This is a genomic window from Roseburia sp., assembly GCF_041325975.1.
Taxonomy (GTDB): domain Bacteria; phylum Bacillota; class Clostridia; order Lachnospirales; family Lachnospiraceae; genus Roseburia; species Roseburia rectibacter.
Genome location: NZ_JBGLEJ010000005.1, coordinates 1118188 through 1143197 on the forward strand (window position 1 = coordinate 1118188; position 25010 = coordinate 1143197).

Genomic DNA, 25010 nt, shown 5'->3' on the forward strand with positions numbered 1-25010 from the left:
TTTTATGCATTCATTGCCCTGTCAAGGTCTGCAATGATATCATCTGCATTTTCAATTCCGACTGACATACGAAGGAAGCAGTCTGTAATACCAAGTTTCTCTTTGATGTCAAGTGGTGTATCCTCATGTGTCTGTGTTGTCGGGTATGTGATCAGTGTCTCTGTTCCTCCAAGGCTCTCTGCAAACATGATCATATCAACACCTTTTAAGATTTTCTTTACTGTCTCAAAACTGTCAACAGTAAATGAGATCATTCCGCCAAAACCAGTTGTCTGTTTTTTCGTCACTGCGTAATCTTTGTGATCTTCAAAACCTACATAATACACTTTCTGTACTTTCGGCTGTGTTCTGAGCCACTCTGCAACTTTCTTCGCATTCTCGTTGTGTCTGTCCATACGAACCGGCAATGTCTTGATTCCTCTTAAGATCAGCCAGCTATCAAGCGGTGCAAGCTGACTGCCGTGAGATTTGATATGGACATGGATCTTTTCTGCAATCTCCTCGTCATCTTTTACAACCACGATACCGGAAATCGTATCGTTATGTCCGCCTAAATATTTTGTGGAGCTGTGTGTTACGATATCTGCACCAAGCTGTAATGGTTTCTGGAAATATGGTGTTAAAAATGTATTATCAACAACCGTGAGTGCTCCGATACTCTTTGCGATCTCAGAAAGTGCATGGATGTCTGCCACCTTCATCATCGGGTTAGTCGGTGTCTCGATAAATAACATTTTTGTATTCGGACGGATGGCTGCCTTTACCTCATCAAGTTCTGACATATCCACATAAGTGTGCTCGATGCCGTATCTTCCAAAAACATCACCGATGATACGGAATGTTCCACCATAGATATCGTCAGATAAGATCACATGCTCTCCCGGATTTAACAGGGAAAATACTGCCATATTTGCCGCCTGTCCGCTGGAAAATGCAAATCCTTTGATACCTCCCTCTAAAATCGCCATAGTACGCTCTAATTCCTGTCTGGTCGGATTCTCAAGACGGCTGTATGCAAATCCTGTGGATTCTCCAAGTGCCGGATGACGGAAAGTAGCCGTCTGGAAGATCGGCATGCTGACTGCTCCGGTAAGCGGTTCCGTTCCAAGTGCTCCGTGTACTGCCTTTGATTCAAAATGTAATTCTTCTTTTGTACTGTAATCATTGTAATTGCTGAAATTCTTCATGCCGTTCTCCTTCTTTTTCATTCTTATTATTTCAAGTTTTTTAACATTTATTTCCTATAACTTTTCTTTCATATGGTTCTATTATATAAAACACTTTTTAAAATATATACTCGTCTAGTGCTGTGTATATTGCAAATTGTGCTTTTTTGTGTTAGGGTTGGATTTGAAAAGCATTTTATTAATCTGATTCGGAAGGAGTACCTGTATGCCGGAATATAAAAAAGTCGGTTATCTGACATCCAGTTTTAAATTATTTCATCTGAAAGACCAGAATAAAAAGGATTTTTCTTATCATTATCACGATTTTCACAAGATTTTAATCCTGTTAAACGGTGATATCACTTATTGCATCGAGGGACATTCTTATCAGCTTGCCCCTAATGATATCGTGTTAGTTCACGCCGGGGAGGTTCACCGGCCGATCATTCAGTCAGAATCTCCTTATGAACGTATCATCATCTACATTTCACCGGATTATTTGAAAAAATATGAAAAGTCCGATTTTGATCTTTCACACTGTCTGAGCCAGGCTGCCACAGAACAGTCACACGTGCTGCGTTTTCAGGGTTCGCGTGCTGCAAAGTTAAAAACTGCGATACAGGCACTTGACCAGTCTGTAAATGATAAAGATTTTGCAGCTTCCCTGCATCAGAAAATTTTATTTTTAGAATTTATGATACAGTTAAACCGTGCTGCCATGCACGATGGCATCGAATTTATCAATGATACTGCCTCCGACGAAAAAATCATCACGGTATTAAATTATCTGAGTGAACATCTGACCGAGGATATCTCCATCGACAAACTGTCTGCGAGGTTTTTCTTAAGCCGCTCTTATCTGATGCATACGTTTAAAGACCAGACCGGTTACACGATCGGCAATTATCTCTCGACCAAACGGCTGCTTTTAGCAAAAGATCTGATTTCAGAAGGAATGCCGATCACTGAAGTCTGCTATGCCTGCGGTTTTAAAAATTATTCAACTTTTTCGCGTGCATATAAAAAAAGTTTTGGAGAAGCCCCAAGGGACTCTCTCCAAAACCTGAAATCTTAATTTATGATAATAAAATGTCCGCAGGACACACATTCTGTTATTCTCATCCTATTTTGACACTGCTTCTCACTGACGCTCTGCCATTTCATTCATGAGCGTCGGTATGAACTGTTTCTTTCTGGAAACAATTCCGTCTAACAAAATACCATCCGCCCGCTCTTCTTTGCGGAACGCGGCTCCTAAAATCCTGCCTGCATTCTCCCCGTCAAAAATAATTTTTGAGGATTCCTCTAAAATGTCCGTCAGCATGACATAGACCATATCTATCTTCTTTTCTGCAAGCACCTGTACCATAAACGGACGTATCTGCTCTGCCACTTTGTCTAGTTCTTCCCGGCTCATAGCACTGATCTGTGCCACTCCGAAATCACAGTCATCGGTATGGAATATCTTGAAATCCTGATAAAAGATCTCCTCCGTGGACTTTCCGCTGAAATTACTGCCCGCCTGGAACATATTTTTCGCATAAGTCTCAATGTCTACTTCCGCGATCACTGCAAGCGCCTCCGCCACAGATTTATCTAACGGTGTACACGTTGGTGAACGGAACATCAGCGTATCAGAAATAATGGCAGACAGTAAAAGTCCTGCAATCTGTTTTGGCACATCCACGCCCTTTTCCTGATACATCTGATAAATGATCGTTGAGGTACAGCCGAGTGGCTGATTTCTAAAATAAACCGGCGAAACTGTTTCAAGACTGCCAAGACGATGATGATCGATGATCTCTAACAGCTCTGCCTCATCAATTCCGTCTACCGCCTGTGCCTTCTCATTATGGTCAACAAGAATTACCTGTTTTTTCTGCATATTCATCAGGTTACGACGGGAAACCATACCGGCATAGTTACCGTTTTCATTTAAGATCGGGAAATCACGGTGTCGGATTTTTGACATCGTCTCTCTCACTTCGTCCACATAATCCTCTATACCAAATGTGATGATATTTTTCCGCGTCATAAACTGTTTGATTGGCATACTCTGATTGATAAGACGCGCTATCGAAAATGTATCAAACGGTGTTGTAATAATGATGCAGTCATGTTTTTCCGCAAGGGCGCGTACATCCTCGCTGACTTCAATTCCCCCACCGATGATCAGACAGCTTGCATTTGACTCGATAGCCTGTTTCTGCGCCTCTTCCCGGTCCCCTGAGATTACCATGTCATCATCTTCGATATAATCTGCCATATATTCCGGATTCGAGGTCGCTACCACTACCTTTCCTCTTACAAAATATGCATGCTCATTTCCAACGATGATCGTTCCATCCAACGTTTCCGCAATATTTTTATACTGTGTTCGTGCCTGGGATAACACATGATTATCAAAAACGTCCATGTAAGACGTTGCAATATCCTTTGTTACAATAATTCCTTCGAGTTTTCCAAACTGATTGGTTACCGGAAGCGTTACAACCTCTAATTTTTTCATTGTCTCCCATGCACGTTTCAGGGAAATCTGGCTGCTTACTCCCGCCGTTCTTCTGTAATTAATATCCTTAATCTGTGTTCCCGCATAGGTAACTAACTCTGGTTCCTGTGCCCCAAAATAATCGAGCACATAATGTGTCTCTGCATTTACTGCTCCGGCACGTTTTGCCACATAGGTTTTATCGTTTTCTGTCTGATTTTTTAAATATGCATAAGAGATAGCTGCACAAATAGAATCCGTATCCGGATTTTTATGCCCTACAACCCAAACTTTTCTCTTTTCTGCGCTCATGAAATTCCTCTCTTTACCTAAAAATTAGCAGCTATTTCTCTGATTTATTACTGCCGGACTCTTCTTTTTTATTTCTAAAAAAGAAAGAAACAGACGCTGGCAGCGCCGGCGTCATGTGTACTGTTAAAAGCGAAATACTCCCATAGAATATAATATAAATACGATCAATACCACAAAATTTAAAATTGAAAACCAGGATAGCAGCTTCACATATCCTTTCACCGAATCAACGCCGCCTTCCATCTCATCCATTTTTTCAATTTTAGAATCAAACTCATTGAACAGATCCTGTATGTTACGATAACATTTGACATTTTCCGTGTGTACTTTTTCAGAAAGATCCGTCTTAATAGACTCTAACTGTGACGTTGCATTCTCTAACAGCTCCTTGACCTCCGCAATCTGTCCTTCACTGAGCTTTTTGTTGGCAATTGCCTGTTCCTCTAAGAACTGCTTGTTCGCCGCAATCTGTTCCTCGTTTAATTTCCGGTTAGAAGCCGTCTGCTCCTCATTCATCTGACGATTTAAGGCAATCTGTTCCTCACTGGTTTTCCTGATATCAGCCACCTGTCCGGTAAGACCTGCCTCAATCTCTGTCATTTTCGTCGTCACTTTATCAGCAAGCGCATCTACTTTCCGTCCAAACTCGGTAACAATCTTGTCCGCCTCTTCCTGACGTTCTGTTAAAATATGTTCTAACTCCTGTGCCTTGTCCGCTCTCTCATCCACAAGTGACTGCAGTTCCGCCGCTTTACTTTCTTTTGCTGCCAGAAGCACCTGAAGTTGTTTTGCTTTTTCACGAAACTCATCGATCTGACTGATCAGTAAATCTTCATTTTCCACGTCCTTTTGTGTCCTTTCCTGTTCCTGTTTGTTCATTTGTCCGCTCTCTTCCGGCTTTTTCCGGTCCAAATGACGTACATTCTGCGGTATGACCCGCTTTTTCTGGGGTTGAAGCTGTCTGAATACCATCTGCCATAAACCTGCCATCTGTGTCCACTTCTTCCCCCTTTCTGATTTTTTTCGCAATATATCATGGTTATTCTATCATTATCGTTTTTCTTTGTAAACAATAAATTATTTTCCATTATGTTAAACATGTGGACTGTGAAACTTTATATTTTCATTAAGGATCGCATAGATGACAAAGAAGCGATTCCAACTGGAACCGCCTCTGTCAAAAAGGGATTATTTTTTCTTCAATATGATTTCATTTCACAAATAGTATGTTTTTGATTATCTACATAATTTTTTGAACTCATCAGCTACGAACTGGACTTTTGTTCCAATGACAACCTGAACAGCTGTTTTACTTGGTCTGATAACACCAGCAGCCCCTGCTGATTTGATTTTCTTCTCATCTACTAAAGAACTGTCTTTTACCTCAAGCCGAAGTCTTGTAATGCAGTTATCAATACTTTTAATATTTGCTGCACCACCAACACCTTCTAAAATTGTTGCCGCTACAGTTGTGTAATCACTGCTCCCAAGGTCGACATTTTTCTCTGCTTCCACATCATCGTCTTCTCTACCAGGAGTTTTCAGATCAAACTTTGTGATAGCGAAACGGAATACAACATAAAATACAATAAATGCTGCAATACCAAGTGGAATGATCATCCAGGTATTCTTTGCTGCCGGAAGGGTTGCAGAGAAAAGAAGGTCTGTTGCTCCAGCAGAGAAACTAAAACCTGCTCTAAATCCAACTAATACCGTAATCACTGTGAAGATACCATATAATAATGCATATACAACATAAAGTGCCGGTGCAAGGAACATGAAACCAAACTCAAATGGCTCTGTAACACCACAGACAAATGCACAAACAGCTGCGGAGGCTACCAGACCGATTGCAACTTTCTTCTTATTACTCTTAGCAGTCTGAATCATAGCAAGAGCTGCACCCGGAATACCGAACATCATACATGGGAAGAATCCAGACATATACATACCCAAATCCCATGTTACATCTGCCGACGTCTCGCCTGCCCAGAAATGTTGTAAATCCCCAAGTCCGATCGTATCAAACCAGAATACATTGTTCAGTGCATGATGTAATCCGGTTGGAATCAGCAATCTGTTTAAGAATGCATAAATACCTGCACCAACAGGACCAAATCCAACAATTCCTTCACCGATTGAAACTAATGCTCCAAATAATAAAGGCCAGATGAATAATAAGATTGCGGATACAATGATAGAAACAACGCCTGCAACGATTGCTACACAACGCTTACCACTGAAGAATGATAACCAGTCAGGTAATTTTGTACCTTTGAATTTGTTGTAGCATGTTGCACCGATGATACCGGCAAGGATACCGATAAATGGGTTTGCAATCTTACTGAATGCAAGCACTTTTGTCTCATTCTCTGCAATTACCGGCATTAACGTTGTAACAACCCCTGTAGAAAGAAGATTTGTCATCATTAACCATGATGCCAAAGCTGCAAGAGCTGCTGTACCATCATTATCATCTGCCATACCAACGCCGACACCGATAACAAAAAGAATTGCCATGTTATCGATCAAAGCTCCTCCTGCTTTTACAAGGAAGAAACCGATCATCTGAACGATACCGGAAACATCGCCCCCCTGCATGGTAGATGGACATAGCGCATATCCAATACCCATTAAGATACCACAGATTGGAAGACACGCTACAGGAAGCATTAATGCTTTTCCCAATTTCTGTAAATACTTCATCATAATAAAAGCTCCTCCTTTTTTTTATCCCTTTTCATTTTATTTTATGCCGTTATAAGTACGGCTAAAATACATTTTAATCTCCATTCTTGCGCTGTCTTTCAATGAAAACAACGTTTTCATTTGCATCTCAAGTTTGTGCTTTATTTATTTAGGATCAATACTGTGTCGCCAGGTTCTACTTCCTGATCTGTCACTGTTTCCACTGTCTGATAATCTGATGTATTGCACACAACCACAGGCGTGATCACGTCATAACCGGCTTTTTTTACTGCGTCAAGATCAGCCTCTATCAACAGTTCTCCCTTTTTCACAGAATCACCATTGCCTTTATATGCAGTAAAATGTTCTCCCTTTAATGCAACCGTATCAAGTCCTATGTGTATGAGCAGTTCTACACCTTCTGAAGTCGTCATACTTACTGCATGCATCGTATCAAATAACATCTCAATCGTACCATCGGCCGGTGCATATATCCTGCCTTCCGCAGGAATAATTGCAACACCTTTTCCTAAAATCTCCTCTCCAAAAGTTGGATCACTTACATTACTGATCGCAACCGTTTTTCCTTTTACTGGTGAACCTATCTCAATCCCTTTTTCTTTTTTCTTAAAAAAATCAAACATTTCCATACCTCTTTTCTGCTGTATTATTGTCAGGTTTATCCTGCCATACACACACGTTTTATATGTATCGCCAGAAACATGATTTCCTCGCTGGCAATTTCGCTGCCATATTCCTTTTCAATATATTCAGCAATATGTTTACTGCATTCATATTCCTTCGGATACTTATTTTCCATCATCCTTGCAAATTCAATCTCCTCATCTTTCAACAATTCATGCCGGTAAAGGCGCTGTACCAAAAACTTAAGATGAGTAATAAATCTCTCATAATGCAGGGATTCCTCATCAAACTCAATTCCCATTTCCAGCCTGACCAGTTCTAAAATCTTCTGAATCATATTCGTCATTTCAAATGTATCATTGATCGTCGTGTTGTATTCTGCATTCACAAAATGCAGGGCTATAAATCCTGCTTCATCTTCCGTAAACTCTGTACCCAGCTTCTCATTCAAAAGATCAACTGCATATTTTCCCATCAGATATTCCTGATGGTAAAACCTCTTAGTCTCCCAAAGTAATGCATTCTTCAATTGAATCCCCTGCGACTGTCTCTGGATTGCAAAATTAATATGATCTGTCAAAGTGATGTATATATTCTGATTCAGTTGTACATTCAGATTCTTTATTGCGTAGGATATAATATCACTGGTAAGCTGCATGTGCTCTAATGGAATATTTTCTAAAAGTTCCTGAAACTGTCTGGAAAGCTTCTCATTCTCAATACGAAAAACCTTCTCGATTTTGCTTTCATCAATCAGTTCTCCCGTATGCGCCTTAAACCCGATTCCCTTACCCATGATAACAATTTCCTGCTGATTCACATCATATGCTGATATTACATTGTTATTAATCACTTTCTGGATAACCATATTCCACTCCGTTTTTGTCCCTAATAATTAAAAAAACCAAATTTTACAAAATCCAAGCCAGATATGTAAAATTTGGTTTTGCCTGCTTACCAGTAACAATCCAATGTGCTCTGTTTCTATCTAAATAAATTGTAGCATTCATTGTTTATTATGTCAAGTTTTATTCTTATTATTTTTGTTTTTTTGTTAATATCCACCATACTTTTTTCAAAAACCTGTACACAATAACTAATTATCTTACAAATTTGTTTCAAAGAAAGATTTTAATGCATCATATGCCGCATCTTCGTCAGTACCTTCCACTGTTATAGTCACAGTCTGGTCTTTTTTTACTCCCATACTCATAACTGCCATCAGACGGGCTGCATCAATTACTTTTCCGTCTTTTTCGAGAGTTACTTTACTTTTAAAATTTTTAACCTCTTTTACGAGCATTCCCGCCGGTCTTGCATGAATACCCAATTCGTCCTTTACTGTGTAACTGAATGATTTCATTTTAATTTCCTCCTATGCTTAGATTATGCATTTATTATTTTATTTCTTACAGGCAGCACCATTGCAGGTGATACCGATAATTCATCAATGCCCATTTTCACAAATGTTTCTGTCAAAGTCAGATCTGCTCCAAGTTCTCCGCAAATTCCTGCCCAGATTCCTTCTTCATGGGCACTGTCAATGACCATCTGGATCATTTTGAGTACTGCCGGATGATGTGAATCATAGAAACGGTCAAGTTTTGCATTCTGCCTGTCAATAGCAAGCGTATACTGTGTCAGGTCATTGGTTCCAATACTAAAGAAATCCACCTCTTTTGCGAGATCATCTGCGATCATAACTGCTGCAGGAGTCTCGATCATAACTCCAAATTCAACTTCTTTATATGGCAATCCCTCTGCAGACAATTCCGCTTTCACTTCCTCCATGATTTCTTTTACTTTTTTCACTTCCCATACAGATGCGATCATAGGAACCATAATGGAAATATTGCCAAACATGCTTGCACGCAGCAACGCTCTTAACTGTGTTTTAAAAATTTCCGGTCGGTTCAGGCAGATTCTTACTGCACGATATCCCAATGCCGGATTATCCTCACGATCAAGTCCAAAATAATCTATCTGCTTGTCTGCTCCGATATCTAATGTTCGGATGATCACCTTTTTTCCAGCCATCACTTCTGCAACCGTTTTATAAGCCTGAAACTGTTCTTCCTCTGTTGGAAAATGATCACTCTGCAAATATAAAAACTCACTTCTGAAAAGTCCGATTCCGGCTGCATCATTCTGTAAAACAGCTCCTAAATCTTTTACCTCACCAATATTAGCATAGAGTTTGATCTCTTTTCCATCTTTTGTAACAGTCGGTTTTCCCTTTAACTGCTGTAATAATTCCTGACGTTTCTTCTCATTCTGCTGTTTTTTCTCGTATTCTTTTAATATTTCTTCCTCTGGATCAAGGATCAAAATACCCTTAAATCCATCTATAATTGCATACTTTCCATTCACTCCTTTTGGAATTGCCGCTGATACCAATGCCGGAATATTCATCGTTCTGGCAAGAATGGCTGTATGAGAATTGGTAGAGCCTTGTCTTGTCACAAATGCAAGCACTCTCTCCCGTTCTAACTGAATTGTCTCGCTCGGAGCAAGGTCGTCCGCTGCTATAATATATTTTTCTTCATCGGCCGCATGCACAGTTTCTTCCTTCCGGGATAAAATACGGATCACACGTTCAGAAATATCTTTTACATCTGCTGCACGTTCTTTCATATAATCGTCATCCATATCCGCAAACATCCTTGCAAAATTATCTCCCGTCGTCGCTACAGCAAATTCTGCATTCACAGACTGCGCTACTATGATATTACGAATAGAATCCAGATAATCTTCATCCTCTAACATCATCTGATGTACTTCAAAAATTGCTGCATTTGCTTCACCAACTTCTTTGACTGCCTTGTCATAAAGTGCCTTTAATTCTTCTGTTGCCTGATTTTTGGCTGCTCTAAAACGTGAAATTTCTGCCTGTGTGTCATCAATTTTCACACGTCTTACCACATTGTTTTCTTTAAAAACTTCTTTGATTTTTCCAATCGCAATTCCTCCGAATGCAATCTTTCCATTAATTTGCTGCATTTGTTTTCCCCCTCTAAACAACAAGTCACATTACTCCACCACATCTGCATTCAAAATCAAAAAAACCGAAAAAGCACACGCAATCATAAGCGTCTTACTTTTTCGGTTTAGTACATTTGCATGTGAACTACCCTCTATATGTATTTTTATTATACGTTTTTACCCTGTTTTTGTCAATACACAATTTCGTATTATGCTAATTATATACTTTGTATACAATTATGATATAATTTTCGACATATTTTCACAGATATATCTTATCTATTGGACCGCCTGCTATCTGTTCCATGCTCCAGTTATAATCCTGTAACCAAAAGTTTATTTTATCACCAGCTTCTGACTTACAAAAAGCCCGAAAAGGCTTATACCTTTCCGGGCTTTGGAAATTTACATCAATTCAGACAAGATCTGCAGCTTATTTGTAAAGCTCAACCAGTCTCTGTAAGTGCTCATAACGAGCCTTTGCAGCTTCCTCAGATGCAGCAAAGAGTTTCTGTGCTCTCTCTGGGAAGGATCTTGTCAGACGGCTGTAACGTGTTTCGTTGTTCAGGAAATCCTGGTAAGAACCATCACCTGGCTTAGATGTCAATGTAAATGGGTTCTTTCCTTCTGCTTTGAGTGCAGGATTGAAGGAGAATAAGTTCCAGTAACCAGCAGCTACTGCTTTCTTCATCTCATCCTGGCAGTGGTTCATTCCGCCTTTAACACCGTGTAACTCACATGGAGCATAACCGATGATTAAAGAAGGTCCGTTGTAAGCTTCTGCTTCAGCTAAAACTTTAACAGCCTGAGCCATGTTTGCACCAAGAGCGATCTGTGCTACGTATACATAACCATAGCTCATAGCGATCTCTGCAAGGCTCTTCTTGCCGATATCTTTACCAGCAGCAGCGAACTGACAAACTTCACCGATGTTGGAAGCTTTAGAAGCCTGACCACCTGTATTGGAGTACATCTCAGTATCAAATACCATAACGTTTACATTATGTCCGGAAGCAAGAACATGGTCTAATCCACCGAATCCGATATCATATGCCCATCCATCACCACCGAAGATCCATACGGACTTCTTAGCGAGGTAATCTTTCTTATCAAGTGCTGCCTTAGCATCTGGGCATCCAGCTGCTGCAGCTTTCTCTAACTCTGCTACAAGAGCTTCTGTTGCAGGTGTATTTGCTTTTGTATCGTTCTTTGTCTCAACAAATTTATCAAATGCAGCCTTTAACTCAGCGCTTGCTTTGTCAGAAGCAGCACATTTCTCAGCGCTTGCGATAGCCTGATCACGTAATACTTCCTGACCAATCTGCATACCTAAACCATGCTCAGCATTATCCTCGAATAAGGAGTTAGCCCAAGCCGGTCCTTTTTTACTGTCTTTGTTTACTGTATATGGTGATGTAGCAGCCGGACCACCCCAGATAGAGGAACATCCTGTTGCATTGGAGATATACATATGCTCACCAAATAACTGAGTAATCAAACGAGCGTATGATGTCTCTGCACATCCTGCACAAGAACCTGAGAACTCAAGTAATGGCTGGTTGAACTGAGAACCTTTTACAGTGTTGTCTGCCGGCATACCAGGTTTCTTGCTTACGTTAGCAACTAAGTAATCGAATACTGGCTGCTCGTCTGCCTGAGATTCCTGTGGAACCATCTCGATAGCACCAACCGGACATACTGTGATACACTCGCCGCATCCCATACAGTCTAATGGAGATACGCTCATTGTGTATTTGTACTCGCTTGCCTTTGGTTTTGTATCAGCAACTTTGATATTGGAAGGAGCTGCTTTTACTTCATCCTCACTTAACATGAACGGACGGATTGTTGCATGAGAACATACAAATGCACACTGGTTACACTGGATACATTTCTCTGCATTCCATGTAGGAACTGTTACAGCTGTACCACGTTTCTCGTATGCTGCTGCACCATGCTCGAACTGTCCATCAGGGTTGCCCATGAATGCAGAAACTGGTAATGAATCACCATCCATTAAGGAGATCGGGTTCATTAAATCTTCTACCATCTTAACTGTCTCTGGACGACCTGTTAATTTCTTAGGAGCCGGATCTGCTGCCGGGTTAGACCAGGAAGCCGGAACCTCTACTTTATGAACTGCATCAACACCAGCGTCGATTGCTTTGTAGTTCATCTCTACGACTGCATCACCTTTCTTACCATAGGATTTCTTAGCAGCCTGTTTCATGAAATCTACAGCCTCTTCGATTGGCATTACGTTTGCTAATTTGAAGAATGCAGACTGTAAAATTGTGTTAGTACGTTTACCCATACCGATCTCGATAGCTTTATCGATAGCGTTGATGGTGTATAACTGAATATTGTTGTCAGCGATGTATTTCTTAGCAGCAGCATTTAAATGATGCTCTAATTCTTCATCTGACCACTGGCAGTTGATCATGAATACTCCGCCTGGTTTTACATCCTGTACCATCTTGAATCCTTTTGTTACATAAGATGGGTTGTGGCATGCTACGAAGTCTGCCTGGTTGATGTAATACGGGCTTCTGATTGGTTTGTCACCAAATCTTAAGTGGGAAATTGTGATACCACCAGTTTTCTTGGAGTCATACTGGAAGTATGCCTGGATGTATTTATCTGTGTGGTCACCAATGATCTTGGTAGAGTTCTTGTTAGCACCTACAGTACCATCTCCGCCGAGACCCCAGAATTTACACTCAACTGTACCTTCTGCTGCAGTGATAGGAGCCGGTTTAACTTCCGGTAAACTTAAGTTAGTAACATCATCAACGATACCGATGGTGAATCTGCTCTTTGGAGCATCTTTCTCTAACTCTTTGTATACTGCGAATAAACTTGAAGGTGGTGTATCTTTAGAACCTAATCCGTAACGGCCGCCAGTTAATACGATTGTATCAAGACCTGCCTCACGAAGTGTGGTTGCTACGTCTAAGTATAACGGATCACCAAGTGCACCTGGCTCTTTTGTTCTGTCAAGAACAGCAACTTTCTTAGCTGTCTTAGGAAGAACTTTTAAGAATGCCTCAGATACCCATGGACGATATAAACGAACTTTGATAAGTCCGACTTTCTCACCCTTAGCTGTTAAGTAATCAATTACCTCTTCTGCTACGTCGTTTACAGAACCCATAGCTACGATAACACGGTCAGCATCTTCTGCTCCATAGTAGTTGAATAAATCGTAGTTTGTTCCTAACTTCTCGTTGATCTTAGCCATGTATTTCTCAACGATTGCCGGTAACTCATTGTATGCTGTGTTACAAGCCTCACGATGCTGGAAGAAAACATCTCCGTTCTCATGAGAACCACGCATAGCCGGATGCTCCGGATTTAATGCATGTGCACGGAATGCAGCAACTGCGTCCATGTTGCACATTTCTTTCAGATCAGCGTAATCCCATTTCTCGATCTTCTGGATCTCGTGGGATGTACGGAAACCATCAAAGAAGTTGATGAATGGAACTTTTCCTTCGATTGTTGCAAGATGAGCAACCGGACTTAAGTCCATAACTTCCTGTGGGTTGGTCTCACATAACATAGCGAAACCTGTCTGACGGCAGGCATATACGTCACTGTGATCACCAAAAATATTTAAAGACTGTGTAGCAACTGTACGTGCAGATACATCGAATACACATGGAAGCTGCTCACCTGCGATTTTGTACATATTCGGGATCATTAATAAAAGACCCTGTGAAGCTGTAAATGTAGTTGTTAAAGCACCTGCAGCAAGAGAACCGTGAACGGCACCTGCAGCACCTGCCTCAGACTCCATCTCTACGACTTTTACCTGATTACCAAAAATGTTCTCCTGTCCTGCTGCAGACCACTGATCTACGGTATCTGCCATCGGGCTGGATGGTGTAATTGGGTAAATAGCTGCAACATCAGTAAACGCATAAGCTACATGAGCTGCGGCTGTATTACCGTCCATTGACTGTTTTGCTCTGGACATTACTTATTCCTCCTTATTTTTGAAAAAATAAATGTGATACTGCATCACCCCATACTCCTGTGTGAAAAGCACAAAATGATACAATTTATCGACTTGAGTCATATTTTAGCATAGAATTCACCAAAAGAAAAGGTCTTTGACTGTACAAAAACAAGTGCAATCTCACATATATTTCCTTTCAAATTCTTTTAGCGGGATCGGTCTGTCAAATAAATATCCCTGTCCATACAAAAAGCCACAGCTGCACAAAAACTGAAGCTGTTCTTCCGTTTCAATCCCCTCAAATATTACTTCTTCTTTTGCCGAATGTATAAAATTCCCCATCTGCGAAACAAAGTTGCGCTGTTCTTCCAGATTGATCCGGTCTGTAAAAGTTTTGTCGATCTTCACCACATCAGCAGGTATCTCAAGCAGAACACCAAGTGAAGAATACCCTGTTCCAAAATCATCGATCGCGATACGGAATCCGGATTTTTCAAGTTCTGCGAGCACCACCTTTAATTCATCCACATTTTCCACCACAACGCTCTCGGTAACTTCCACTTCAATATATTTTGGATCAATGCCATAATGATCCGCCATGCGTTTTAAACGGTCTGCAAAATTTCTGCTTCCATTTTCAAAATTGCGCCGCGAAAAATTGGTAGATATTGTAAACAGCTCTTTTCCTGCCTGTTTCCATCTTCGCATTGCCCTAAGAAGCTGTTCATAAATATAGAAGTCAAGATCCACCACATAGCCTGTATTTTCAAGTGGGGGAACAAATCTTCCCGGCATGATCATCTCCCCGGACTTCGTCCGCCATCTTGCAAGTGCTTCTGCACCGTATATTTTCCGGTCTTTTAAATTAAATTTGGGCTGTAAGTAAACTTCAAGCTCCCCCTGCTGCATGGCTCCATAAAAGCGTCCTGTGATCTGTATCTCATCATCACGTTTTGCACGCATCTCTTCTTTATAAACGCAGATTCCTGCACCGCCCTGTTCCTTTACCAGTTTGCGTGCCATATTTGCACTCTCTAATATCGTGTCAAATTTTTCATTCAGATTTTCAATGTGACAGATTCCAACCGACAGCCTGAGCGTTCCGAAAGGATATTTTTTCTTTAATTTCTGCTCATAATATTCTGTGCCCCATGCCACCAATTTTTCGATTTCAGCCTGGTCTTTTCCTTTTAAAAGAAGGATAAAATAGTCGGAATACATCCGGCATGCCAGAAGAATCCTGCTATTTTTCATAAGCCGCGCCGCAAAATCTTTCAAAATAGTGTCCCCTGTCTGCTGCCCATAATTTTCATTGACATAAGAAAATTTGTCGATATCTGCATGTATAAGCGCATAGTGTTCCTGTTCTTTTCCGGTATTCCAGGTCTCACTCAGAATATTGTTCATTTTATTTTTAAACGCTTCTAAATTATATAATCCCGTCAGCTGGTCTATATTCTGTAAATGGCGGATCTCCTTCTGATCATCCCTTAACTTATTTCTTAGCGACACGAACACAGACGTTATCCTTGCAAGTTCGCAAAACGTTGTGCGGTCTGCGTTTTCAAAATAGTTCTGTCTGTTCCGCACACCAAAATACAATCCCCCGGTTCGGTTACCGGAACATTCAAATTTTGCCACAGCGATCTGTGTGATACGTTCTTCTCCCGTATTCCAGTTTTCAAGTGACAGCCTTTGATAGTGTGTCTCATCTGTATCATTCAATATTACAAAATCCCCGCCGCCTGCCTCTGCCACTTCAGTCCGGATCGGTTTTATGACATTTTTTTCATAAATCTGTCCGAAGGTGCTCCAATAGTTTGTCAGCGTCATTTTTGAAAGTTCTTCATCATATTCAAAAACAGCTGCCATATCCAGGTGATACCGTCTGCCAATCCTCTCAAGCAGCACATTTAAGGAACCATTCAGATCTTTCGCATGTGATAAAAGCAGGAATGCAGTATTTAAAAATTCTTTGTCCATTCCCTGCTTTTTTTCAAAGTCCATGTCTTTTCCACAGGTATCTATTTCGCGTTTCGTATGACTGTTCTTATTTTTTCCGGCGAATGCGTAATTACTTTTTCCACTCCGCTTGATCTCATACATGGCACGGTCCGCCTGATCAAACAGATCTGTATAACTGTCTCCATCCTGTCCCGATACCGCCAGTCCCACACTCATCGTCACATAGATGACCGCATCATCTCCAACCAGCTTTTTATCTCCATGCCGGCAGAGTTCCTTTGCTTTTTGTTCTGCCTGTTTTATTGTCGTATTATCCATCAGAACCAGAAATTCATCTCCGCCGACTCTTCCCACCAGTTTATTATCCGGGAACTGTTCCTCTAAAGTTAATGCAATATCTGAAATCACGGTGTCGCCTACCGTATGTCCAAACGTATCGTTAATATTCTTAAAATTATCGATATCGATCAGAAACAATACATGTGTTTCTTCCGGATACTTATTTAATATCCGTTCCACCTCTTCACCGGTCGCCACTTTATTATAAAGATGTGTCAGTGGATCTCTCCGCATCTCTTCGGAAAGCTGTTCCTGAATCTTTCTATCGGAACTGATATCATAACTTCTCCCGATAATCTTTAAAATTCTTCCATCTGTTCCCCTTATACTCCGGTACACAGTCCGATACCAGCAGTACTGTGGCACTCCCCCTCCAAGGGCGGTATTCATCCGATAATCAAACGATCCCGACATTTCCTTTGCGGATGCATTCTGAATCACTTCCCGATATAGCGGCTGTTCCTCTTTATGTATAAAATCAAGCCACTCTTCAATTTCCATATAATCCTGACCATCTTTTTTCAGGCGTCCGTTTATATGATATTTATGCGGGACTCTGAATCGTTTTCCCTCCACATCGTATTCAAACGGCACATCATCCGTCACTTCCTCTAACATGGAATACTGCTCATTTAATAAAAACAGCTCATCTTCGAGTGCTTTCTGGTCATTGGTATCTTTACAGATCAAAAGATAGTATGGCACCGCATCCTTATAATAATAAATACTGCACCAGAATTTTACCCAGCAGATCTGCCCCTGTCCCGAAATGATTCTTATTTCGATCTCTTCTGCCTTTTTCTTCTCCCTGCATTTTTCGATCATGTCCTCAAAAGCACCTGCATCCTGCCCATAAATACAGTCATAGAAATCCCTGCTTCTGTCTGCTTCCGTACATTCTCCATGACCGACTGCTTTCATAAATTCTGCATTTGCGATCTCAACCTGTAATGAATTTCCACCTTTTAATACTGCAACCCCCATCGGAAATTCATATATCAGTCCCTTTACGTTTGCCTTCTCCATTTTTTCTCCATTCAAGTATGTAAATCTGACTTTTCCATACAATTTCTTTTCCGATTCTGTATACACATTCTATTTTCCATTATAGCAAATTTTGTCAGAAATAAAAGTGTTTCTAGGAAGTTTCGGTTGCAATCTCCACACTTTTCTAGTATGATACGAATTGGTGCAATTACGGTATTATAGCGGTTTGCAACAGCATCCGCACACTCAATATTAACAAATCAGGAGAATAACAACTATGATCAGTGCAAATAACGTTACGCTTCGAATTGGTAAAAAAGCCCTGTTCGAAGACGTCAATATTAAGTTTACTGAAGGAAACTGTTACGGTCTTATCGGTGCAAACGGTGCCGGAAAGTCTACCTTTTTAAAGATTTTATCCGGACAGTTAGAACCGACCGGAGGTGACGTTACCATTACACCGGGACAGCGTCTTTCTTTCCTGCAGCAGGATCACTTCAAATATGATGAATATACGGTTCTTGATACTGTCATCATGGGTAATAAACGCCTCTATGATATTATGAAAGAAAAAGATGCAATTTACATGAAAGAGGATTTTACGGATGAGGACGGTATCCGTGCAAGCGAACTTGAGGCAGAGTTTGCTGACATGGACGGATGGAATGCAGAATCCGATGCTGCAACGCTCCTCAATGGTCTTGGTATCCCGACAGAGGAACATTACACACAAATGGCTGACATGCCTGGTCCTTTAAAAGTAAAAGTCTTACTTGCACAGGCGCTGTTCGGCAATCCTGACATTCTGCTTCTCGATGAGCCGACTAACCACTTAGATCTTGATGCGATCAACTGGCTGGAAGAATTTCTGATCAACTTTGAAAATACTGTTATCGTGGTATCCCATGACCGTTATTTCTTAAACAAAGTCTGCACAAACATTGCAGATATCGATTACGGTAAGATCCAGTTGTATGCAGGTAACTATGACTTCTGGTATGAATCCAGCCAGCTTCTCGTAAAACAGATGAAAGAAGCCAACAAGAAGAAAGAAGAAAAGATCAAAGAGTTACAGGACTTTATTTCCCGTTTCTCTGCAAATGCTTCCAAATCCAAACAGGCTACCTCAAGAAAGCGTGCTTTAGAGAAGATCCAGTTAGATGAGATCCGTCCTTCCAGCCGTAAATATCCGTACATTGATTTCCGTCCAAGCCGCGAGATCGGTAATGAGGTTCTGTCGGTAGAAGGCATCACGAAAACCATCGACGGTGTGAAAGTGCTCGACAATGTATCCTTTATCGTAGGACATGATGACAAGATCGCTTTTGTCGGCGGTAACGAACTGGCAAAAACCACACTCTTTAAAATACTTACCGGAGAAATGGAACCGGATTCCGGTTCTTATAAATGGGGTGTCACCACAAGTCAGTCCTATTTTCCAAAAGACAATACAGAGATTTTCGATACAGATCTTCTGATCGTTGACTGGCTGACACAGTACTCCGAGATCAAAGATGCAACTTACGTACGCGGATTCCTCGGCCGTATGCTTTTTGCAGGAGAAGATGGAACCAAAAAAATGCGTGTTCTCTCCGGTGGTGAAAAAGTACGTGTACTTCTCTCCCGCATGATGATCATGGCTACAAACGTTCTGATCTTAGATGAGCCGACTGACCATCTGGACATGGAATCTATCACTGCATTAAATAATGGTCTGATCAAATTCCCGGGAGTTGTCCTTTTTGCTTCCCGTGACCATCAGGTTGTACAGACCACTGCAAACAGAATCATCGAATTTCTGCCGGACGGAACATTTATTGATAAAGTTTCTACTTATGATGAATATCTTGAAAATGATGAGATGGCAAGAAAACGTCAGGTATACAGTATGTCTTCTGACGACGAGAACGATAACTAAAAAAATAGCACTGACCAGAATAAGATCTGGCAGTGCTGTTTTTAATTTTTCCTAAAATGTGGTCCATTTTAATGTATAAGAACCAGATGACGCTTTGCTCATACGCTCTACCTTGATGTAGTATGTACCAGACGGCAGATCAAATTTTGTTCCACCATTTGCCAAACTGATATACCATCCATCTTCCGGATATAATCTGGTAACTTTTGAAATAGCAGAAACTTTTTTTCCATTGTTTTTACCAGAAAATACTTTTCCATCTTTATTATAGAAAGTTATCTTAAAACCATTTTTCTCATTTGTTCCGTTTGTGTTTGCGAGATAATACAGATCCAATTTAGCACTCTTAGTCAGTTTGATTTTATACCAGTCTGCCTTACTGTCACCGTATGCAATAACACCTGTCACTTTCTTTCCTTTTGAAAGTGTTTTTGCTTTTGATTTTGAACTTGCAGATGAATCTTTAATAGCTTTTACAGTAGCTGTGATTTTTGTACCTGCATTACACTGCACTGCAAAATAATATGTAGTATTCTTCTTTACACCATACGTTGTGGTATTGTAAATCTTGCCGGCATAATCATTTCTCCAGATTTCATTTTGCTGACCGATCGTCTTTTTATTTTTATTGCAAAATGTAACATACCCCTGGGAATTATTGTAATAAGAAGAACTGCAGTTAAACTTTAAAGTTACCGTACCAGTCACGGATGGTTTGAATTTGATATAATTTACCTTCAAATTCCGTCCGCTATAACACTGTGTATCTTTAATTGTAACTGTAGACTTTCCATTCCCCTTAAAAGAAAATCCGGCTGCCTGTGCCTCTGTCGGAGCTGCCACTGTAAATAACGTAACTGCCATAACTGCTGTCAAAAACATGCAAACAGCTCTGTGAAAAATTGTTTTTCTGGTTTTCATAACCAATCCTCCTTGTTTTCCTCCTTGTTTTGTAAATAACCATTTTTACTTTACCACAGTACTCTGCTGCCATCAAGTTCTTTTACATGATTTAGTACCATTTTCCCATATATTTAGTTGTGATTTTAGTTAATTTTAGTTAATTTTACTTATATATTATTTAATTTTACTTTCAATTCATTCATATCCGCAACAATACAGTCTGCCCCGGCAGTTTCAAGTTCCATTCTGTCACCATAACCATACAAAACACCGATCACATACATGCCATTTTCTTTTGCACCAATCACATCATGTTTTCTGTCTCCCACCATTACTGCCTGATCAGCAGTGATTTTAAGTGAATCCAGGGCGTAGCGGATCACATCACCTTTTTTACTTCTGCTGCCGTCTAATGTACTTCCTGCAACAAAATAAAAATATTGCTCAATTTCAAAATACTTAAGGATCTGTACAGTATATACTTCCGGTTTTGATGTCACGATCACAATCTTTTTTCCCAGTGAAGCAACTTCCGCAAGTAATTCTTTCATTCCATCATACAAAACATTCTCAAAAAGACCCTGCCTGCTGAAATATTCCCTGTATTTTCCGACTGCCTCCCGGCTCTGTTCCTCTGAAAATCCATAAAAATCCTGAAAAGAATCCAGAAGCGGTGGTCCAATAAACTTCTCTAATGTATCTAAATTTTCAACCTGGATTCCATAATACGAAAGTGCATGTGCCACCGCCTTTGTGATTCCCTCTTTCGGATCTGAAATCGTTCCATCCAGGTCCATAAAAATATATTCCGGTCTCATTGTTTTCTCCATTTTCTTTTGTTTTTTCTATTGTAACATACCATTCTTTTTTCTGTACGTTTATTTTCCTGATATTTTATTTTTATCGCACATATTTTCATAAAATCCCCATTTTTACGCTGTCTTTTGCGCATATCAAGTCTGTGCATAAGCACAAATCTTGCATGTGAAAAATGTTATTTTTCACACTGCATATCAAATTTTATAAACATCCAATCCTCAGTCTCTCAGTCTTTCGATATTACGTTTTAAGGATTCCACTGCCGCATCAATATCCGCACGCCTCGTATCCCTGCAAAGCGTCATACGGACGGTTCCCGCAGCATAATCTTCCGGAACCCCAAGTTCTTTTATCACATAGGATATCCTGCTCTCTCCCGTATTACATGCAGAACCGCCGGATGCACAGATTCCGTCTTCATCCAGAAGGATTAATAGGGATGCCCCATCTACCCCCCGGAAACTGACAGATACATTTCCCGGAAGTCTTTTTGTTCTGTGTCCATTGACACGGACATCCGGGATCTCATGCATGATCTTTTCGATCAGATAATTGCGCAGCATTGTTTCACGGTACATTCCCGTGCGCATATTTTTCGCGGTGATCTCTGCTGCTTTTCCCATCCCAACGATTCCGGCAATATTCTCTGTCCCGGCACGTTTTCCTTTTTCCTGTGATCCTCCATGAATAAATGACGGAATCTTCACGCCTTCCCTGATATACAAAAATCCAACACCTTTTGGCCCGTGAAATTTATGGGCACTCGCACTTAAAAGATCTACCGGATAATAACGCACGGAGATCGGAACCTGCGCATATGCCTGCACAGCATCCGTATGGAACAGTACATTTTTTTCTCTTGCAATTTTGCCAATTGAAAAAACCGGTTCAATCGTCCCAACCTCATTATTTCCAAACATGATCGTGATCAGTGTCGTATCCTCCCTGATTGCACGATACACCGCTTCCGGTGATACCATTCCATATTCATCCACATCCAGATAGGTCACCTCATATCCAAGTTCCTCTAAATATTTACAGGAATTTAATATCGCATGATGTTCGATCTTACTTGTGATAATATGTTTTCCCTTATGTTTATACTCTCCGGCAATACATTTTACTGCCCAGTTATCCGATTCCGAGCCACCTGATGTAAAAAAAATCTCTGACGGCTTTGCCTCGAGTGTATCAGCAATGGTTTTCCTTGCCTTTTCCATTGCCTGTCTCGACTTTTCCCCATATCCATACATTGTAGACGCATTTCCAAATTTTTCTTCCAGATACGGATTCATCGCCTCTTTTACTTCTTCTGACATCCTTGTAGTTGCAGCGTTATCTAAATAAATTACCTTCTCTTTATTTTCAATTTGATTCATTTTCTCCCCGCTTCCTTCATATATTAAAATGAACTAAGTCCGGATTTTCCGGCTGACTTTGGAGGTTTCTATTGAAAAAATTATCTTCCACCAAAAGTACGCTCTTAACCGGAACCCTCTTTCTCACCCTTGCCGGAATCCTTACCCGCATCATAGGTTTCTTCTATAGAATATTCTTATCACGTACCATTGGTGCAGAAGGTCTGGGTATTTATCAGCTCATCGCACCAGTAACCGCTATTTGTTTTGCATTCACCGCCGCCGGAATCCAGACTTCCATATCCAAATTTGTTTCCATGGAAATTGGTAAAAAAAACGGCACAGGGGCAAAAACCTATCTCTCGATCGGGCTTGTCATGTCCTTGTGCCTTTCTGCGCTCTGTGGCCTTATTCTCTATCATTATGCAGATTTCATTGCCGTCTCCTGGCTGGGGGATAAACGGTGTATCCCTCTTCTTTCTGTTCTCTCCTTTTCTTTTATCCCCTGCTGCATCCATGCCTGCATCAACGGCTACTATTATGGGCTGAAAAAAACTGCCGTCCCTTCACTCTGCCAGTTGACAGAGCAATTAGCACGCGTTGGAAGCGTTTATCTGATGTATCAGATCGCTATCAGTGAAGGAAGATCTTTAACACTTTCCATGGTCGTCTGGGGCATCGTCTGTGGTGAGATGGCAAGCACACTGGTATCTGTAAGTGTTTTCCGCATTTCAGGTACAAATCAGCATACAGCCGGGAAAAACAGGAAATATCTGTATACCTGCACCAGAAATCTGCTCTCCATGGCAGTTCCATTAACTTCAAACCGTATCGTTTTAAATCTATTTGCAGGGTTTGAAAATGTTATGCTGCCAAACCGTCTTTTGGCATTTGGCTATACACAATCAGAAGCACTCAGCGTATATGGCATTCTCACTGGAATGGCAATGTCTGTCATCATGTTTCCCTCCGTTCTCACAAATTCCGTTTCCGTCTTACTGCTCCCTACGATATCGGAAGCACAGGCTGCCGGCAAAAGAGACAAAATCCTCTACACCATAAAAAAAACAATTGAATCCTGCCTTCTGCTTGGTTTTATCTCAACCGCCGGCTTTCTTATCACCGGAAATTTTCTCGGCAATTTTCTATTCAAAAATGCTCTTGCCGGAACATTCATTGCAACACTCGGCTGGCTCTGTCCATTTCTGTATCTGAGTTCTACCTTAAGCAGTATCCTGCATGGTCTCGGACATCCCGGCATCACATTTGAATTAAACCTGATTTCCTGCACTATAAGAATTCTGTTTGTTCTGCTTGCTGTCCCCACCTTCGGGATCAGAAGCTATCTCTGGGGAATCCTTGTCAGCCAGGCAGCCACGGCACTTCTCTCCATTCTTATACTGCTGCGTAAAACATCTTTAAATCAATAATTATTTTTAACACACTGCACTGTATTCCTGTAGTTTTTTCTTTGCCTCAGGGCTTAAGTATTTTGGTACCTGGATCTGTACTTTTACATACTGGTCTCCATGCACGGACGGATTCTTTCTGGAAACGATTCCTTTTCCACGCAGCCTGATCTTACTGCCATCCTGCGTTCCGCTCTTAATATTGCAGTCTACATCCCCGTAGAGCGTATGGATTCTGGCTTTTCCTCCAAGTGCAGCCGTGGCATATGGTATTGTGACAGTCGTATAGATATCGAGTCCTTTTCTCTCACAGCCATTCTTTGGGCGGATCTTTATCTTCAAAAACAGATCTCCTGTGGTACCGTCTGTGCCGGCATGTCCTTTTCCTTTCAGCCTTAACTGCTCTCCATCATCCATCCCCGCCGGGATACGCACTTTAAACGACTGGATCTTTCCATCATTTCCGCTTAATCTTATGACTTTTTCACAGCCTAATGCTGCCTCATCAAAATCTACAGCCACTTCCGCTTCCACATCGCGCCCGCCGCTAAAGTGCCCGCTGCTTCCTCCGGTAAATTCCTGATAAAATCTGCTGCCGTAGGAACCGCCTTCTCCTGCTGCATTTCTTCTGCTGCCGCCGCCAAAGAACTGGCCAAACATATCATCCCAGAAATCTCCTGCATTGCCATTTTCAAAATGAAATTCTGAGAATCCACCTCCATTTGCAGCACGCCCTGCCTGCTCCTCAGAAAATCCTTCCTCAAACGCAGCCATTCCATACTGATCATATAATTTCTTTTTCTTTGGATCATTTAATACAGAATATGCCTCCGTGACTTCCTTAAACATCTGCTCTGCTTTCGGATCGCCCGCATTCGTATCCGGGTGATATTTTTTTGCAAGTTTCCGATACGCCTTTTTTATCGCAGACGCATCCGCATTTTTATCAATTCCAAGTACTTCATAGTAATCTCTTTTCATGATTGCACTACCTCCAATCAAAACAAAAACAGAGAGACCTCTTACATCGCCTCTCTGTTTTATCTCCGGTTCTCCCGGCAATCTATCTC

General features: G+C 41.0%; 17 protein-coding genes. 3 read left to right on the forward strand and 14 right to left on the reverse strand.

The features are described from left to right. Positions 1 to 2 precede the first annotated feature (2 nt). Positions 3 to 1187 carry a PLP-dependent aspartate aminotransferase family protein gene (locus tag ACDD58_RS16480; RefSeq protein WP_118209509.1) on the reverse strand — a complete coding sequence of 395 codons (1185 nt, stop codon included), beginning with the start codon at positions 1185 to 1187 and terminating at the stop codon, positions 3 to 5. A gap of 205 nt (positions 1188 to 1392) precedes the next feature. On the opposite strand from ACDD58_RS16480, the gene ACDD58_RS16485 reads away from it, so the two are divergent. After that, a complete protein-coding gene (locus ACDD58_RS16485) occupies positions 1393 to 2241 on the forward strand; it encodes a helix-turn-helix domain-containing protein (RefSeq protein WP_370778448.1) in 849 nt (282 codons plus the stop codon). A 66-nt stretch (positions 2242 to 2307) separates the two neighbouring features. On the opposite strand, the gene ACDD58_RS16490 is transcribed toward ACDD58_RS16485, so the two are convergent. From ACDD58_RS16490 to ACDD58_RS16530, 9 genes are all read right to left on the reverse strand, one after another. Beyond that, a complete protein-coding gene (locus ACDD58_RS16490; protein ID WP_186899167.1) occupies positions 2308 to 3966 on the reverse strand; it encodes a putative manganese-dependent inorganic diphosphatase in 1659 nt (552 codons plus the stop codon). A gap of 123 nt (positions 3967 to 4089) precedes the next feature. Continuing rightward, entirely contained in the window at positions 4090 to 4956 is an 867-nt protein-coding gene (locus ACDD58_RS16495; protein ID WP_118209512.1) for a hypothetical protein, read from the reverse strand. 246 nt (positions 4957 to 5202) lie between these two features. Continuing rightward, positions 5203 to 6672, reverse strand: a complete 1470-nt coding sequence (gene nagE, locus ACDD58_RS16500; protein WP_334294384.1) for an N-acetylglucosamine-specific PTS transporter subunit IIBC — start codon at positions 6670 to 6672, stop codon at positions 5203 to 5205. Between the two features lie 143 nt (positions 6673 to 6815). Beyond that, a complete protein-coding gene (locus ACDD58_RS16505) occupies positions 6816 to 7298 on the reverse strand; it encodes a PTS glucose transporter subunit IIA (protein WP_022112008.1) in 483 nt (160 codons plus the stop codon). A gap of 35 nt (positions 7299 to 7333) precedes the next feature. Next, positions 7334 to 8167 carry a BglG family transcription antiterminator LicT gene (licT, locus tag ACDD58_RS16510; RefSeq protein WP_117919347.1) on the reverse strand — a complete coding sequence of 278 codons (834 nt, stop codon included), beginning with the start codon at positions 8165 to 8167 and terminating at the stop codon, positions 7334 to 7336. Between the two features lie 237 nt (positions 8168 to 8404). Further along, complete coding sequence (locus ACDD58_RS16515) at positions 8405 to 8662, reverse strand: HPr family phosphocarrier protein (protein ID WP_117919348.1); 258 nt, start codon at positions 8660 to 8662, stop codon at positions 8405 to 8407. 23 nt (positions 8663 to 8685) lie between these two features. Beyond that, a complete protein-coding gene (ptsP, locus tag ACDD58_RS16520) occupies positions 8686 to 10299 on the reverse strand; it encodes a phosphoenolpyruvate--protein phosphotransferase (RefSeq protein ID WP_118489212.1) in 1614 nt (537 codons plus the stop codon). Between the two features lie 415 nt (positions 10300 to 10714). Further along, positions 10715 to 14260, reverse strand: a complete 3546-nt coding sequence (gene nifJ, locus ACDD58_RS16525; protein WP_117919352.1) for a pyruvate:ferredoxin (flavodoxin) oxidoreductase — start codon at positions 14258 to 14260, stop codon at positions 10715 to 10717. Between the two features lie 162 nt (positions 14261 to 14422). Beyond that, the gene (locus ACDD58_RS16530; RefSeq protein WP_117919489.1) at positions 14423 to 17572 is read right to left on the reverse strand and encodes a diguanylate cyclase domain-containing protein; all 3150 of its coding nucleotides are present in this window, start codon (positions 17570 to 17572) and stop codon (positions 14423 to 14425) included. A gap of 238 nt (positions 17573 to 17810) precedes the next feature. Here ACDD58_RS16530 and ACDD58_RS16535 point away from each other — a divergent pair, with 238 nt between their 5' ends. After that, positions 17811 to 19451, forward strand: a complete 1641-nt coding sequence (locus ACDD58_RS16535) for an ABC-F family ATP-binding cassette domain-containing protein (RefSeq protein WP_117919354.1) — start codon at positions 17811 to 17813, stop codon at positions 19449 to 19451. A gap of 51 nt (positions 19452 to 19502) precedes the next feature. Here the strand turns inward: ACDD58_RS16535 and ACDD58_RS16540 are convergent, their stop codons facing one another. The 3 genes from ACDD58_RS16540 to ACDD58_RS16550 all read right to left on the reverse strand — a co-directional run bounded on the left by ACDD58_RS16540 (position 19503) and on the right by ACDD58_RS16550 (position 22552). Further along, on the reverse strand, positions 19503 to 20372 hold the full coding sequence (locus ACDD58_RS16540) for a hypothetical protein (protein ID WP_118209514.1): 870 nt from the start codon (positions 20370 to 20372) through the stop codon (positions 19503 to 19505). A 149-nt stretch (positions 20373 to 20521) separates the two neighbouring features. Next, positions 20522 to 21172: an HAD family hydrolase gene (locus ACDD58_RS16545; protein ID WP_370778449.1), complete on the reverse strand. Its 651-nt coding sequence runs from the start codon at positions 21170 to 21172 to the stop codon at positions 20522 to 20524. A 219-nt stretch (positions 21173 to 21391) separates the two neighbouring features. Beyond that, positions 21392 to 22552 (reverse strand): cysteine desulfurase family protein, encoded by a 1161-nt coding sequence (locus ACDD58_RS16550; protein ID WP_118209516.1) that lies wholly within the window; start codon positions 22550 to 22552, stop codon positions 21392 to 21394. A 71-nt stretch (positions 22553 to 22623) separates the two neighbouring features. On the opposite strand from ACDD58_RS16550, the gene ACDD58_RS16555 reads away from it, so the two are divergent. Further along, entirely contained in the window at positions 22624 to 23961 is a 1338-nt protein-coding gene (locus ACDD58_RS16555) for an oligosaccharide flippase family protein (protein WP_370778450.1), read from the forward strand. Positions 23962 to 23967: 6 nt separating this feature from the next. Here the strand turns inward: ACDD58_RS16555 and ACDD58_RS16560 are convergent, their stop codons facing one another. Further along, positions 23968 to 24921: a DnaJ C-terminal domain-containing protein gene (locus ACDD58_RS16560; protein ID WP_117919491.1), complete on the reverse strand. Its 954-nt coding sequence runs from the start codon at positions 24919 to 24921 to the stop codon at positions 23968 to 23970. Positions 24922 to 25010: the final 89 nt, after the last annotated feature.